We start from the raw sequence: 16167 nt of genomic DNA, 5'->3' as shown, positions 1-16167 counted from the left end.
ACGGAATGGCTAGTATAGAAAATAAGGTGATTTGGGTAACAGGCGCATCTTCTGGAATAGGAGAAGCTTTAGCATATCAGTTAAACGAACTTGGAGCTAAAATTATACTTTCGTCAAGAAGAGCGGATGTTCTTTTAAAAGTAAAAAGTAATTGTAAATTTCCTGAAAATGCAACAATCCTTCCTTTAGATTTAATAGCATTTGATTCGCTAGAAAGCATCACTGAAACAGCCATATCAATCTACGGAAAAATAGATATTTTGATTAATAATGGCGGACTAAGTCAACGTTCACTTATCATTGACACTAATTTTGAAGTGTATCAACAAATGGTTGATGTTAATTATCTGGGTACCATTAAACTAACAAAACACCTACTACCCTATTTCATAGCGCAAAAAGGAGGGCATTTCGTTACCGTTACCAGTTTAATGGGTAAATTTTCCTCTCCGTATCGTTCGGGTTATTGTGGTGCAAAACATGCACTGCATGGCTTCTTTGACGCCCTACGTATGGAACATGAGAAAGACAATATCAATGTATCGATAATTTGCCCTGGATTTATACAAACCAACGTTGCTAAAAATGCATTAACCGGTGATGGGTCTGCTTTACAAAAAGAAGATAATGCCACGAAAAATGGAATGCCTGTTAACGATTGTGCAGAAGAAATTATCTCTGCAATTAAAAAGAAAAGATTTGAAACTTATGTCGGTGGAAAAGAGAAATTCGGAATTTACCTTAAAAGATTCTTCCCTAAACTACTACATAAAGTGGTTATGAAAAGTAAGGTTAGATAACCTTATTTAAAATTAAACCAAAAACGAACTCCGTCTTGTGTTTTATCAGTTTTCAATGAAGTCTGAAGTTGATTTGCCAATCTACTCATTAAACGAATACCCATAGAAGAACTTGCTCGTTCATCTGAATCTTCAGGTAAACCAATACCATTATCAGTGTACTCAAAGAAGCCTTCTTGCCCTGCTATTTTTCGTAAATGAATGTATATTTTACCATCGCTATCATCATTAGGAAAAGCATATTTAAAAGAATTAGAAACCAATTCATTTAATATAAGACCAAACGGAATTGCCCTATCAATATCCAATTCTACACCTTCGGCATCAATAGTAATATTAATACTATGCCCACCTTTTTTATAAACAGACTGAATACTGTTAATCAAACTTTCAATATACCCTTGCATCTCAATAACCGATAAGTCATCATTTTGATACAATTTCTGATGTATTAAAGCCATTGCCTTCACTCTACTCTTTCCTTCTTCCAATGCAGCAATTGCCGCCTTGCTACGGGTATTTTTAGTTTGCAAACTCAATAAACTAGAAACCATTTGTAGGTTATTTTTAACCCTATGGTGAATTTCTTTTAGCAGAGAATCTTTCTCTACCAATGAGTTTTCGATTATAAATTTTTGCTCGGCAATTAAGCGTTGGTTTTTGATACTCTTTAAGTAAGCGTATACTAAACCTGCAAAACCAATAAGTGTAAATATCAAGGATACAAACACCAAACTAATTTTATCATCTCTAGCCTTAATATCTTTTCTAGATTCCTCTAACTGAGCTTTCTGGTGCTCCATTGTTTTTCTAGAATTCTCTAAATCTTGAGCAACAACAGAAGTCAATTGTTGGTTTTTGATATTAGATTCCAACGCATCAATAGAATCTCTAATTCTGATATTCTTTTTAAGATAAACTGTAGAATTTTTAAAATCGCCAGTTTTAAAATAGTAATCGGCATAAATTCTATTACGCTTTAAAATATTGGCAGATTTAATAGGGTTAAGGTCGTCACTTAAATAATCTGTGGCTTTGGCGTAATCATCTAATTTCAAATAACATTCTGCTAAGGCAAGTGTATTCTCAATAATATCAGAAGAAAATTTACTTTTATTATATTTTTTGATGATTTCTCTACTCTCTTCTAAAAACGGAATAGCCTTTTCATATTCACCTAATTGCACGTGACTTTTACCAATATTACCTATAATCAATCCGTTTAGAATTCTACCATCTGCAATTTCCTTATCGGAATGCTGGTTGGTAACATCACTTAGAAAAACCGTTATAAGTCCTTCTGCTTTCTTAAAATAACTCAATGCAGTTGATGTAGACTTATCTAATCTTAAATAATTACCAATGGTGTTGTTATAAATAGCCTGACCATAGTAGTCGTCATCTTTAAGCACCTTTTTCTCTTCGACCATGTAATCACGCATAGCCTTTCTATATTGACCTAAACTCGCGTAAATATCATAAAAGGCAACGTTATCAGTTAATCCTAATTCACGTTTTACCCTTCTAATCTCTATTTGCTTGTCATACAACTCAAGCATAGCATAATTGTTATCTAATATGCTTAGAATGGTCTGCTTAGACTCTACATCTAATTTTAATATATTATCATAAAGTGGTCTTGCAATTGCTAAACTTCTCTCGTAGTTACCCAAATCATAATAAATTTGAGATTCTATAAGTTGGTAGTTTCGTATAGAAATTGAATCTTTTGTTTTTTCAGAACTGTTTAAATAAACCTTTACAGTATCTAACCAATCGTACGGAGAATTCTGATTGTAGCGGTTGGGAGTATTAAAAAAGAAGAACGAACGTAGTTCACCGTTCTCTAAATCTTGAAATTGTTCGTAATAATCTTCATTCTGAGTTTCTACATCGTCTTGCGCAAAACCAAGGCACGTATATACACTAAAAATCAAAGTGCACATTAATCTCAAAATAAAATGTTTTTTCATATCTCAATAAAAGCAGAATCAAACTTATAACTTATACCCGATTCTACTAAATTTTTGTTGTGAGCCCTCATTAAATGATTTTCAAATAACCTAAAGCCCAAAAAGCGTGTTCTACGTACTTTTTACTATTTCATTAAAAATTGAAGCATATTTTAGTTTCAAAACAAGGTTCTAGACAAAAAGCCTTTCAATTTCTAATATTTCAAAATTATAAATAAGCCATACGTATTAGGATTATTTGTTGTGTAACCCTCAATTATTGTAGTGAAACGATTTTAGACTACATAACCATGTATTTCAACGGTAAAAAGATACACTTTATCGATGAATAATTACATTTCATCTGAGGTAAAAGCAAAAAAAAACACCTTAAAAAGGTGTTTTTTTTATATGCTAACTCGGATTAGGAATTCATAGCCGAGATTATAAACTCTTTAAAATCTTTAGAGATTGGGATCAGCGTATTATTGATCATAATATCTTTTGAATTGATAGCATCAATATGATCTACATTTACAATGTATGACTTATGAGCTCTATAAAACTTATTCTGTGGTAACTTCTCTAAATAATCTTTTAATGGTGAACGCACCAAAAACTTTTTATCTACAGTATTTACTTCTAAATAGACATTATCAGCTTTGATAAATTGAATATCACCAAATTGTATTCTATAATAAAGATGTTGCTTCTTAACGAATATAGAATCCTTTAAAATTGAATTAGACATTGCAACGTCTTCCGTATTGGTAGCGTTTGCAGCCCCATTATTAGCCGCAGTCTGTTTTCCATAAATAAAGTTAGATAATGCAATTTCTATAGAAGTATATAAATCTTGTTGTTCAAATGGTTTAACCAGATAACCGTTTGGTTTCACTGTTTTAGCATTTTCAACCGTTGCACGATCAGAGTTCGATGTTACAAAAATGAAAGGAATATCATAATTCTCTCTAATGTGTTTACCCAAATCAATACCCGTTTTATCAGAAGCTAAAATGATATCAATTAGAACTAAATCTACCTGTTGGGTTTTTAAAACTTCAACAGCCTGTTCGTATACAATTACGTTGTCAACTATTTCATATCCTATTTCCTCTAGCATAGATTGCATATCATCAGCGATGATCACATTATCCTCAACAATTAGAATTTTTATGGGTTGTTCCAAGGTTTAAATTGGTTTGTGGGTTATACTCAAAATTACAAAAAATAATAATAACTAATAAAAAACAACAAGGCGATAAAAAAGGTACTTAAAGCCAATTTTTTTAGCTCTGGATCAAGTTCTGCCTCGTTATTCGTGCTAGCTACTTTTCTTAAATGAATAAACACCAGAAGGTAGCCTGCAAGACATACATAACGTATTTGTGATCCATTTGTTGTAAGTAAGAAACAAAACAGACACAAAAACGATATAATTAACAGTGTGTAATGATATTTTTTTGCCTTTGGCAACCCCATTTTAACCACCATTGTATTCTTACCAACTGCGGCATCAGACTTTATATCTCTCATATTATTAAGGTTAAGAACACCTACACTTAATAAGCCTATAGAAACTGCTGGCAACACGGTCATAAAAGATATTGCCTTCAGATACAAGAACATAGAACCTAAAACACTGACCAGTCCAAAAAATATAAAAACAAAAATATCTCCAAGACCGTTATACCCGTAAGCAGATTTGCCTACAGTATACTTAATCGCTGCCCAAATAGCGAACGCACCAAGTAATAAGAATAAAACAGGATATAGAATATCTTGTAAACCAAAAGAAGTAATGATTAAAGCTACAATGAGAATTGCGTTTATTACAATACTGATATAGATACCAGATTTTAACTGCGCTGCAGTTAGAAGTCCGCTTTGCAGGGCTCGTTTTGGCCCTACCCTATCGTCACCATCAGTACCTTTGACACCGTCACCATAGTCATTTGCAAAATTAGAGGTAACCTGTAAACCAATGGTTGTTAAGATTGCTAGAATAAAAATACTAACATTCGTAACCCCATGATAAGCTGCCATAGCAGTACCTACAAGTATACCTGAAATTGATAAGGGAAGCGTTCTAAGTCTTGCTGCGTTTAGCCAAGCTTTAACTTTTGTCACTAAAAAGGATCTTCTATTTGAATTCTTTTACCGTCTTGGTAAGAAGCTACGAAAGCATCACCAAAACCAATATCTACCAATTGTTTCCTAAACGATTGCGCCTCTTCTAAAGTCTCAAAATTACCTAATGAATACGAGTAAAAAGGATTGGTTTTAACGAAAAGCGTATTTGTTAAAGCTTCAGAAGCCAAAGTGACATTATTATCAACGAAAGATTTTACTTGTACCGAATATATTTTTTCTTTCTGTAAGAACTCTTTAGCTAGGTAAAATTCTTTAACAAGACTTAGCTCTTCATTCTGTTCTTTTAAACTTTCTAAGCGAGTTCTAATAGCATCTACACTATCTATAGAAGTTAATACTAAATCATTAGAAGCTTTTCTATTAAAACCACCTGAACTTGACAGACCAGCAGTAAATGAAGTAAATGCCAAACCGCCAATTAAAAAAAGACCCGTGATTCCTGCCAAAATATTACGCTGAATCTTACTCTTTTTTAATTCTTTGTTCTTGAATTTTATTTGATCTAATAAACGCTCATTGATAATTTGTGCTTTATCGACGTCTTTATGTAATTCTAGTAAATCGCTTTCTTCTATAAAGGGCATATACAGGGGTAATTTTTACGCTTAAAATCTAAAAGTAAGTTAAAAATTGTTAATAACTTTTTAATTGATACAAAAATAAAATTAAAAGTAACTTATCACAATAAACACGATGATTATTTGAGATATTCTGTTGAAAATCAAATATAAAATAATATTCCTACATTTTTATTTAGTCATCTAAAAGGCTGATACCATCAGACTCAATTTTTATTTTTCTTTCTTTATATAAGGTTCCTAAACCTTTTTTAAATGTTTTCTTACTCATTTGAAAAACATCTCTTATTTCTTCTGGTGCAGACTTATCATGTAGCCCTAAAAAACCACCACTTTCTACCAACACTTCATATATTTTATTAGCAGCAGGTTCCAAAACCTTTGTACCTAATGGCTGAAGAGAAATATCTAATTTATTGTCTTTTCTAATGGTCTTAATACAGCCAGGTATAACGTCTCCAATATTAATTGGTTTGAAAACTTCGTTAAAGTAAACTAACCCCTTGTGCTTTTCATTAACAATAACCTCCCAACCTAAATCGGTTTGTCTGGTAACAACTAAATCTACCTTCTCCCATACTTTAAGATCAATAGTATCATTACTTAAAAATCTGTCCAACTTATTTGAAGCAACCAATCTACCAGAACGTTCATCTAAATAGCAATGAACTACATACCACTGTCCTTCTTTCATCTTAACACGTTGCTCACGGAAAGGAACTAAAAGATGTTTCTCAAGACCCCATTGCATAAACGCACCAAACTCATTAACCTCAGCTACTTGCAATAACCTAAACTCACCAAGCATAATGTCTGGATCTAAAGTAGTTGCAACTGGTCTTTCATCATAATCTAAATAACAGAAAACTTTAATTTTCTCTCCTATTTCATATGTTGTTGGTACATATTTATTTGGCAACAATACATCATTTCCTTCTTCATCACCCAAAAAGAGTCCAACACTAGTGTCTCTTAAAATCTCAAGGTTGTTTATACGTCCTAATTCTATCATGTTGCAAAATTACATTTTAAATATTAATAATCTTAACGTAAAAAAAAAGACCGTCACCAAAAATGGTAACGGTCTTTAATTTATTAGACATCTGACTATTTATCGTAAACAGATGCTTTTTTGAAATGTTGACAAAGCTTGTAATAGATAACAGCTCTATGCTTGTTTCTGTTAGAAGAACCGTACTTGTCCATAACAGTTGCAAGTGCTTCATCTAATTTAGCATTATCAGGAAGACCTAACTTTTTGATCAAGTAATTGTTCTTTACAGTATCCAATTCTTTTTGATCACTACCAGATACTTTAGAAGCATCGATGTTGTAAATAGATGGTCCTAGACCAACAGTTACTTTTTTAAGCAAGTCCATATCTGCATCTTCACCAAATTTATCTTTGATGTCCGCAGCATACTTTTCGATTAAATCGTCTCTTTTACTCATGTTAAATGTGTTATAATTAATGGTTAATACACCACTAAGATATGAAACGAAAATAATCAATCAAAATTTTATCGTTTTTTAATGTAGGCGTAGTAATTTCCAGTAATTGCGGACGATCGGTTTCATCAAAAAACGTACTTAATTCTTCTTCAAGTTCTTGAGATGAATTTGCCCTTAAATAATTGAAACCATACATAGCACAAAGATGCTCTGACGATAAGGTATGTCTGGTTTCAAAATAGGTTTCAAAAACATTAGAATTCTCCTTCCCTGGAAGTATTCTAAAAATTCCGCCGCCATTATTATTAACAACAATAATTCTAAAATTAGGCTTTAAGTAACTATTCCACAACGCATTACTATCATAGAAAAAGCTAAGGTCGCCTGTTATAAAAAGTGTAGGTGAGCTACTAGCCAAAGATGCACCTATTGCAGTAGATGTACTACCATCTATGCCACTTGTACCTCTATTACAAAACACTTTTAGTGTAGGGTTAACATTGAATAACTGAGTATATCTAATAGTAGAACTGTTTGCCAATTGCAACATATAATCATCAGGTACAGCTGCTAAAATATGATTAAAGGCTAAAAAATCTGAAAACGGAATCTCTTCTAAATAATCATTTCTTTTAAGCTCATATTTCTCTTTTATCTTATTCCAATGAGAAAAATACTCACTTTTTAGATTCGTATCGTCTAAATACATTTCACTGAAAAAATCATTAACCGAAATTTTAATATGTTCCTCTAAACAGAAAAAAGTATCGTTTGCAAATTGACCACCAATATGCCAATGATGTTTTGGCGTATAATTTCTTAGAAATGCTTTTACCTTTTTAGAAACTATGAGTCCGCCAAAAGTGATCAATACCTCTGGCTTCAATTTTTCGAATTCCAATTCCGTATCGACATGCATTTCTATGGGTGCAACTAAGGAATCTATACTATTAAAAAAATTAGGATGATGAATGTTCGATGTAGTTTCTGTTAACACTATAACGCTAGGATCATTAGCTAGCTTTTCCAAAACCATATCTTTAATAGCATTAGACGTGTTGACCCCTACTAAAACCATTTTACGAACCGAAGTTTTCCAAATATTTCTGTGCTGCTCTAAGTCAATTACACTATCGATATCAGCTGGTATCGCACTAATTTGCGGAGAAATAGAAGGCACTGAAATTGTTTCATACAAAGGCTCTTCAAAAGGTGCGTTTATATGAATAGGAGTATTAGATGTCAGTGCAATTTCAAGAGCAAGGTTTAATTGACCATCATTGTAATTCTGCACTTCTTGTTGCACATCATTTACAGCTCTATCAGAAAGCCACTCAGGTTTATATTGTAAAACCTTTGCCGTAGCGTGATTAACATCTTGCTTTAGATTGGCAGAATATCTTATATGGTTTTCAAATACATTTCGCTGGTTAATTGTTTGCCCATCTCCTATTCCCAATTTGTAAATAGGTCTGTCAGCAGAAATAACTATTAACGGAATATTACTAAAATATGCCTCTGCAACTGCTGGGTAATAATTTAAAAGCGCACTACCAGATGTACAAAGAACTACAACCGGCTTTTGCAATTGTTGCGCCATACCTAAAGCGAAAAAGGCAGAACAACGTTCGTCTACAATACTATAACAAGTAAAATAAGGATTCTCCGCAAAGGCTATAGTAAGCGGTGCATTTCTAGATCCCGGCGATATTACTATATTAGAAATATTCTTTGCCTGGCAATGTTGAACAATAGATTGTGCGGTAGGTATTGCGGAGTATTTCATGTAGTTCAAAAATACGACCAAAGCGGGTTATTACCCAAAAGTTACTAATCTATTTACCGTCTAGAACACGAAACATGGTATTGCTTTTTAAAGCAGTTTCTTCCCACTCCTTTTCAGAAATAGAATCAGCAGTAATACCACCGCCTACATATATTTCAGCTTTATCTTTAAACAATTGCATACAGCGTAGGTTTACATAAAGTTCTGAAGTTTTCATTACACTTCTGTAGGCACTGTTCTCTTGATTTCTTCGGTTTCTATTTCTAGATAACTCTGATTTCATATTTAGTTCCCCAAGAAATCCCGTATAAAAAGTTCTATCATAGAGTTCGTTTTCTAAAATAAACTTCTTGGCATTTTGCAACGGACTACCGCAAACAGCAGGCGTTGGATGAAGTGCTTTTAGTACATCACCAAATTTATTTGGGGCAAAAGTACCTTTCATTTCTGTACGTAAATGCCAAAGCTGACCTGCTCTTACAGATTCTCGCTCAGAACTATTTAGAGAAATTACCTTATCCTTTAAGGCATCAAAAATATAGTCGGTAACCAATTGTTGCTCGTGCAATTCTTTTTCTTCCCATTTTGGAGCATCATTACCTACAGAGTTCTGAGTACCTGCCAAAGACATTGTTGTAAATTGAGAACCGTTGCTTTTAACTAAAATTTCTGGCGTAGCACCCATCCAAGTTCCTATTTTTGGGTGATACCAGAAATAACAGAATGCCTTTTTATATACGTTTAGAATTCGTTGATATATTTCAAAGTAATCGTCTTTACAATCAACTTCGATCTTCCTTGACAAAACTACTTTATTGAAATCACCTTCATCGATGTGATTAATAGCATTCGATATTAATTTGACATATCTCACCTTTTCTTCAGTGTTATTTTTAGGTGAATCCCTCTCTATAGGCAAAATCTCATGAAGCAAATTTAAAGGAACCTTTTCTACAGCATCCATTTTCAATAATATAGCATCTGAATTCAAATCGAACGGAGCAAAAACGAATCCGGTTTCAGTAAAATCATTAACCTTATGAATGGTATCGTTATTTTGAAAAACACCAACCAATTCTGTCTCATTGGGTTTGCTATACAATACAAAAGGTAACTGCTCTTTCAAGCAATTTGCAGCTCGATCAAAAAGTTCTTGAACCATATTATGCTTTAGGTAATGTAATAGTGGTTAATTTACAAAGAGAAACCAATTGATCATCTTCATTGGTCACTCTAATCTCCCATAATTGGGTAGTTCTACCTTTATGTAAGATTGTGGCTCTTGCAAAAACAAATCCTTCTTTTACACTTTTAACATGATTTGCAGAGATTTCTAATCCTCTAACAAAGTACTTATTACCGTCTAAAAAAACGTAAGATGCCGCGCTACCTACACTTTCTGCCAATGCAGCCGTTGCACCACCATGTAAAACACCGTCAGGCTGATGTACTTTAGGTGTTACAGGCATTTTGGCTAACAAAAAATCTTCTCCTACATCTATGTATTCAATATCTAAGGTTTCCATCAAGGTATTCTTAGAAGTTTCGTTACAAATCTTCAGAATTTTTTCTTTGTAGTCGTTCATCCTTTTTTTTGTAAAATTAAGCATTACATTACCAACAGAAAAGCCGAACCGAAATGATAGATTAATGGAGAACCAAATAAAAAATGTCACTTATAAAACTACCAATACCTATGAGACTTTAAATAAATTAACTAGTCAAACAAAACGTGTTTGGGTTGTTTTTCATGGTATTGGCTTCTTAAGTCGATTCTTTCTTAAATATTTCAACGAGTTACCTAAGAATGAAAATTATATCATTGCCCCACAAGCTCCTTCTAAATACTATTTAAAAAATGAATATAAGCATGTAGGCGCAAGTTGGTTAACAAAAGAAAACACGGCACTTGAAACAGCTAACCTTTACAATTATTTAGATGCTGTTATGGCACATGAAAACTTACCAACGAATTCTGAAATTGTTTTCTTCGGATTTTCACAAGGCATTTCTATAGCTTTACGTTACTTAGCTTATTCTAAATTGAACTGCTCAAAATTGATTCTTTATGCAGGCGGAGTACCCACAGAATTAAAAAAATCAGATTTTACCCATTTAAAAAAGGATATTGAGATTGTTTCGGTTTTTGGAAACAAGGATCAATATCTTACTCCAGATAAATTAATAGAAGAGAACAACAAACTTAAAATTCTTTTTGGCGATACTATTCAATATTTAAGTTTTGATGGCGGACACGAGGTGAAAAAAGAAATTATAAATAAATTGGCAGAATGAACAACACACCAACTTTAGAAAATGAACGAGTTATATTGAGTCCGCTGACAATAGACAATTATGAAAAGCTTATTTCTATTGCATCACAAGATAAATTAGTTCAATACTCCCCTTCTGATATTGCAACACCTACAAGTTTAAAAAACTATGTGGAAACTGCATTAGAACAGCAAAAAGCTGGCACTAGTATACCCTTTATTGTTTATGACAGAAAGAATAACGCATTTGCAGGGTGCACCCGTTTTATGCATATAAATTCAAAAAACAAAGTCCTACATATTGGCTCTACTTGGATCGGACGTGAATTTCAAGGTACCGGGTTAAACACCCAAATGAAAAAATTGATGCTAGCATATGCTTTTAATACTATGAATTTTGAAAAAGTAGAATTCCGTGTAGATGAAAGAAATATGGCATCAAGAAAAGCAGTTGAAAAATTAGGCTGCACCTTAGAAGGTATGCTACGTAAAGATGTTTACTTGCTAAATGGTTTTAAAAGAAATACCTGTTGTTACGGCCTTCTGAAAGAAGAATGGCTAAGCAATCAAAAATAGTGTTACTCTTTAATAACTTTAGTTTCAGCGGGGTAATAGGTAATTTTTCTAGTAGTATAAGTATTGTCAGGCGTTACAATCTGTTTGATCCAATTACCAACTTCAGAATTATCGTATTGATAAATATATTCTTTCTTAATAATACCAGCACCTCTTTTTGCTATTTCAGAAATTAGCATACCCTTTTCATCATATTCATAACTAGTACGTGTGGTGGGCTCAAATTTTTTCAATTTCGAATTATATTCAAATTCTTGTTGCGCCATTAATCTACCATCCATGGTATACACTTCTTCAAACGCATCATTCTCTTCACCATTTAAATACTCTTTGGTCAAAACAATTCTTTGAGCAGCCTTGTTAATAGGTTTTAGCGTAGATGTACGAATAGATTTTACAGGAGCATCATTCAATAGATAAGTAACAGTGTTCTCTCCTTTAAACTTCTTGTGCTCTACAAGGGTAACATCTGTACCGTTATTATTAATTCGTTGAATGCTTATTAAATCACCAAACTCATCATAGCCATATATATACTCATCTAAAAACTCTTTTTCATATGAAAAAATACGTTCTTGTATTTTTAAATTATCGGTAGAGTCAATTTCGTAAAAATGTGCAATAGAAGTACTTGCATCAAAAACGCCATTTCTATAAGATTCTGAGCGCTTTTCTAAAAGATCGTCATTTTTATACTTGTAATATACAGCATCATAATCTTGGTCATTGTATCTCGTAACTGACTTTGTTAAGAACCCCTTTTTATTAAAGTCATATTCTTCTTTACCATAATCAGTACTGACCAAGCAAGATTTCACATCTCCCATTAAGTCAAAATCCTCAAGGGTAAAGATTTGAATTTCTTGTCCTCTTACAATAGAAAAAGCTGTTATAAAAACCGTTAAAAAAATAAAATGATATTTCTTAGTCATACTGCAAAATTACTTTATTAATAATAGGGATAAAAGAATATCATATAAAAGTAAAAAGGGACGGTATATACCGTCCCTTTTCTATAACAACTTAAAGTTATATTATTTAACCTCTTCGAAGTCAACGTCTTCAACGTTATCACCCTCAGAAGCACCACCATCAGCAGTTGGCTCTCCTTGAGCAGCACCACCTTGTGCGTCAGCTTGCGCTTTGTACATCTCTTCAGATGCAACTTTCCAAGCTTCGTTGATTTTATCTAAAGCAGGTGCAATAACAGCCAAATCTTTAGTTTCAAATGCAGCTTTTAATTCTGCCAAAGCATCTTCAATTGGTTTTTTCTTATCGTCAGATAATTTATCTCCAAATTCTTTAAGTTGAGATTCAGTTTGGAAAATCATTCCGTCTGCTTCGTTCAACTTATCTGCAGTTTCTTTCGCTTTTTTATCAGATTCAGCATTTGCTTCAGCTTCAGCTTTCATCTTCTTGATTTCTTCTTCAGTTAAACCAGAAGAAGCTTCAATACGAATATCCTGAGTTTTGTTCGTTGCCTTATCAGTTGCAGAAACCTTAATGATACCGTTAGCATCAATATCAAAAGTTACTTCAATTTGAGGTGTTCCTCTTTGTGCTGGTGGAAGACCATCTAAATGAAAACGTCCAATTGTTTTATTGTCAGGTGCCATTGGTCTTTCACCTTGTAATACGTGAATCTCAACTGATGGCTGATTGTCAGATGCAGTAGAGAATACTTGCGATTTCTTAGTAGGAATAGTAGTGTTAGACTCTATTAATTTTGTCATTACACCACCCATAGTTTCTATACCTAAAGAAAGCGGAGTAACATCTAATAACAATACGTCTTTTACATCACCTGTTAAAACACCACCTTGTATTGCAGCACCTACCGCTACAACCTCATCTGGGTTAACTCCTTTAGAAGGCTTCTTACCAAAGAATTTCTCAACAGCCTCTTGTACTGCAGGTATTCTTGTAGAACCACCAACTAAGATAATTTCGTCAATATCACTATTTTTTAAACCTGCTGCTTTCATTGCACTAGCACATGGCTCAATAGTTCTTTTTACCAAGTCAGCAATTAACTGCTCAAATTTTGATCTTGTCAAAGTTCTTACTAAGTGCTTAGGTCCAGAAGCAGTAGCTGTAACATACGGTAAATTGATTTCTGTTTGTGCAGAAGATGATAATTCAATCTTAGCTTTTTCTGCAGCTTCACGTAAACGTTGTAACGCCATTGCATCTTTTCTAAGGTCCATATCTTCTTCAGACTTGAACTCATCAGCCAACCAATCAATAATTTTTTGATCAACGTCATCACCACCTAAGTGAGTATCACCATCAGTAGCTAATACTTCAAAAACACCATCACCTAATTCTAAGATAGATACATCATGTGTACCACCACCAAAATCAAATACTACTATTTTTTGTTCCGTATCTTTTTTGTCCATACCGTACGCTAAAGACGCAGCAGTTGGCTCGTTGATAATACGCTCTACAGTTAAACCTGCAATTTCACCAGCTTCTTTTGTAGCTTGTCTTTGCGCATCATTAAAGTATGCAGGTACAGTAATTACAGCACGAGTAACTTCTTGACCTAAATAATCTTCTGCAGTTTTCTTCATTTTCTGAAGAATCATTGCAGATAATTCTTGTGGAGAATATAAACGACCGTCTATATCAACTCTAGGTGTATCATTATCACCTTTTACTACCTTATAAGGTACTCTTTCAGCTTCTTTACTTGACTCTGAATATTTGTTACCCATAAACCTTTTAATAGAATAAATGGTTTTTTCTGGGTTAGTAACAGCTTGTCTTTTTGCTGGGTCACCTACCTTGATCTCACCACCTTCAACGAAAGCAATCACTGATGGTGTTGTTCTTTTTCCTTCTGCATTCGGAATTACTACTGGCTCGTTACCTTCCATAACAGAAACACAGGAGTTGGTAGTACCCAAATCTATTCCTATAATCTTACTCATTTTATATGTTTTAAATTAAGTGCTTTATTTTACAATCGATTAGTAATTGACAAACAATATGCCAAGCAAGAAAAACTGACATGATGTCATTAATCGTCATCTACCGTTAAAAATTATGCCATTTTAGTATAGTTAATAGGTGTATGAAACATTGTACCTTAGCCTTAAAATAAGATTGATTTGGAAATAGAAAGTATCAGTGTTTTCGATATGCTAAAAATTGGCGTAGGTCCTTCAAGTTCCCACACGCTCGGACCATGGCGCGCTGCTGAAAGATGGTTGGCTCGTTTAAACTCGAAAAACAATCTCGAAAAAGTTGAAGAAGTTCAAGTACACTTATATGGTTCATTATCACTAACAGGTAAAGGTCATGCCACTGACTATGCCGTTATGTTAGGTTTATTAGGTGCCGATCCAGAATTAGTACCAATTGAAACTATTGACCCATTAATTAATAAAATAAAAAAAGAACATGTTTTGCATTTAGATGGTAAGTACAAAATTACCTTCAACCCAAAACAGCATATTATATTCAATAGAGAATTTTTACCTTTTCATGCCAACGGATTAAAGTTTAAGGCAAAATTAAAATCTGGTAGAATAATTTCAAAAACATACTACTCTATAGGTGGCGGTTTCGTTGTTAGCGAGGAGCGAAAAAATGCCAAGCGCAAAGTTGATATGTTCAATAAGTTTCCTTTTCCGGTGCAGAAAGGAACTGAGTTACTTGATTTTTGTAATAAGGAAGGATTAAAAATATCTGAACTGGTATTACAAAATGAAAAATCCTTACGAGATGATGAGAAGATCGATTATGAACTAAATCGTATTTGGTCTACGATGTTAGAATGCATGTATACCGGATGCCACACAGAAGGTATATTACCTGGCGGATTAAATGTAAAACGTCGTGCTTTTGAAATGCACAACAAGTTAAAAAGTGACCTGCTCTACGCTACACCCCAAGAATGGTTACAGACCATACGACAGACAGAAGTAAAATTTCGTCAAATATTGCAATGGGTAAGTTGTTTTGCATTAAGTGTAAATGAAGTAAACGCATCTTTAGGTCGTGTGGTTACCGCACCTACAAACGGTAGCGCGGGAGTAATACCTGCTGTATTAATGTATTATATGGTCATTGAAAACCATGCAGGTAATTTTGAACATGTAAAACAATTTTTATTAGTTGCTGGGGAAATAGGAAGTATCTTTAAAAAGGGAGCTACCATATCGGCAGCCATGGGTGGTTGTCAAGCAGAAATAGGCGTATCATCAGCTATGGCTGCAGGTGCACTTACTGAACTATTAGGTGGAACACCAGAACAGGTACTTATGGCAGCAGAAATTGCTATGGAACATCATCTAGGACTCACCTGCGATCCTATTGGAGGTTTGGTTCAAATACCTTGTATAGAACGAAACTCTATGGGTGCCATAAAAGCTATTAATGCAGCTGAGCTTGCTTTGGGTTCTGACCCATCTGCAGCGAAAGTTCCTTTGGACAAGGTGGTACAGACCATGTGGGAAACTGCAAAAGACATGAGTTCTAAATATAAAGAAACCTCTGAAGGCGGATTGGCTGTTGGTGTTTTCTTGAGTGATTGTTAAATCTGTTTCAAAAAGAAGTTCCTTTTAATTTGTAGTTGTATAAATGGAT

At 33.6% G+C, this 16167-nt stretch carries 15 protein-coding genes; 4 read left to right on the top strand and 11 right to left on the bottom strand.

Going from position 1 to position 16167, the window contains the following annotated elements:
* Window positions 1-5: 5 nt before the first annotated feature.
* Window positions 6-800 carry an SDR family oxidoreductase gene (locus BUC31_RS16800; RefSeq protein WP_073246429.1) on the top strand — a complete coding sequence of 265 codons (795 nt, stop codon included), beginning with the start codon at window positions 6-8 and terminating at the stop codon, window positions 798-800.
* Window positions 801-802: 2 nt separating this feature from the next.
* Here the strand turns inward: BUC31_RS16800 and BUC31_RS16795 are convergent, their stop codons facing one another.
* The 9 genes from BUC31_RS16795 to BUC31_RS16755 all read right to left on the bottom strand — a co-directional run bounded on the left by BUC31_RS16795 (window position 803) and on the right by BUC31_RS16755 (window position 10308).
* A complete protein-coding gene (locus BUC31_RS16795; RefSeq protein WP_073246427.1) occupies window positions 803-2773 on the bottom strand; it encodes a sensor histidine kinase in 1971 nt (656 codons plus the stop codon).
* 403 nt (window positions 2774-3176) lie between these two features.
* Window positions 3177-3941 (bottom strand): LytR/AlgR family response regulator transcription factor, encoded by a 765-nt coding sequence (locus BUC31_RS16790; protein ID WP_073246425.1) that lies wholly within the window; start codon window positions 3939-3941, stop codon window positions 3177-3179.
* Window positions 3942-3973: 32 nt separating this feature from the next.
* Window positions 3974-4882, bottom strand: coding sequence for a 1,4-dihydroxy-2-naphthoate octaprenyltransferase (gene menA, locus BUC31_RS16785; protein ID WP_073246423.1), 909 nt, complete (start codon window positions 4880-4882; stop codon window positions 3974-3976).
* Entirely contained in the window at window positions 4882-5490 is a 609-nt protein-coding gene (locus BUC31_RS16780; RefSeq protein WP_073246421.1) for an SPOR domain-containing protein, read from the bottom strand. The genes menA and BUC31_RS16780 overlap by 1 nt, the downstream gene beginning before the upstream one ends.
* Window positions 5491-5659: 169 nt before the next feature.
* On the bottom strand, window positions 5660-6496 hold the full coding sequence (locus BUC31_RS16775; RefSeq protein ID WP_073246419.1) for a CvfB family protein: 837 nt from the start codon (window positions 6494-6496) through the stop codon (window positions 5660-5662).
* A 95-nt stretch (window positions 6497-6591) separates the two neighbouring features.
* Window positions 6592-6936 (bottom strand): DUF2853 family protein, encoded by a 345-nt coding sequence (locus BUC31_RS16770; RefSeq protein WP_073246886.1) that lies wholly within the window; start codon window positions 6934-6936, stop codon window positions 6592-6594.
* A 34-nt stretch (window positions 6937-6970) separates the two neighbouring features.
* Window positions 6971-8722: a 2-succinyl-5-enolpyruvyl-6-hydroxy-3-cyclohexene-1-carboxylic-acid synthase gene (gene menD / locus BUC31_RS16765; protein WP_073246417.1), complete on the bottom strand. Its 1752-nt coding sequence runs from the start codon at window positions 8720-8722 to the stop codon at window positions 6971-6973.
* 49 nt (window positions 8723-8771) lie between these two features.
* A complete protein-coding gene (locus BUC31_RS16760) occupies window positions 8772-9884 on the bottom strand; it encodes a chorismate-binding protein (RefSeq protein WP_073246415.1) in 1113 nt (370 codons plus the stop codon).
* A 1-nt stretch (window position 9885) separates the two neighbouring features.
* Window positions 9886-10308: a PaaI family thioesterase gene (locus BUC31_RS16755; RefSeq protein ID WP_073246413.1), complete on the bottom strand. Its 423-nt coding sequence runs from the start codon at window positions 10306-10308 to the stop codon at window positions 9886-9888.
* A gap of 64 nt (window positions 10309-10372) precedes the next feature.
* On the opposite strand from BUC31_RS16755, the gene BUC31_RS16750 reads away from it, so the two are divergent.
* Both BUC31_RS16750 and BUC31_RS16745 read left to right on the top strand, forming a co-directional pair.
* A complete protein-coding gene (locus BUC31_RS16750; protein WP_073246410.1) occupies window positions 10373-11017 on the top strand; it encodes an alpha/beta hydrolase in 645 nt (214 codons plus the stop codon).
* Window positions 11014-11571, top strand: coding sequence for a GNAT family N-acetyltransferase (locus tag BUC31_RS16745; RefSeq protein ID WP_073246408.1), 558 nt, complete (start codon window positions 11014-11016; stop codon window positions 11569-11571). The genes BUC31_RS16750 and BUC31_RS16745 overlap by 4 nt, the downstream gene beginning before the upstream one ends.
* Before the next feature lie 2 nt (window positions 11572-11573).
* Here the strand turns inward: BUC31_RS16745 and BUC31_RS16740 are convergent, their stop codons facing one another.
* Window positions 11574-12503, bottom strand: a complete 930-nt coding sequence (locus BUC31_RS16740; protein ID WP_073246407.1) for a hypothetical protein — start codon at window positions 12501-12503, stop codon at window positions 11574-11576.
* Between the two features lie 102 nt (window positions 12504-12605).
* Entirely contained in the window at window positions 12606-14507 is a 1902-nt protein-coding gene (gene dnaK, locus BUC31_RS16735) for a molecular chaperone DnaK (protein ID WP_073246405.1), read from the bottom strand.
* A gap of 186 nt (window positions 14508-14693) precedes the next feature.
* Here dnaK and BUC31_RS16730 point away from each other — a divergent pair, with 186 nt between their 5' ends.
* Window positions 14694-16118 carry an L-serine ammonia-lyase gene (locus tag BUC31_RS16730; RefSeq protein ID WP_073246884.1) on the top strand — a complete coding sequence of 475 codons (1425 nt, stop codon included), beginning with the start codon at window positions 14694-14696 and terminating at the stop codon, window positions 16116-16118.
* Window positions 16119-16167: the final 49 nt, after the last annotated feature.

It is taken from the genome of Maribacter aquivivus (genome assembly GCF_900142175.1).
Taxonomy (GTDB): domain Bacteria; phylum Bacteroidota; class Bacteroidia; order Flavobacteriales; family Flavobacteriaceae; genus Maribacter; species Maribacter aquivivus.
Note: the sequence above shows the minus strand (reverse complement) of the source record. Positions and strands in the feature narration are given on the sequence as shown.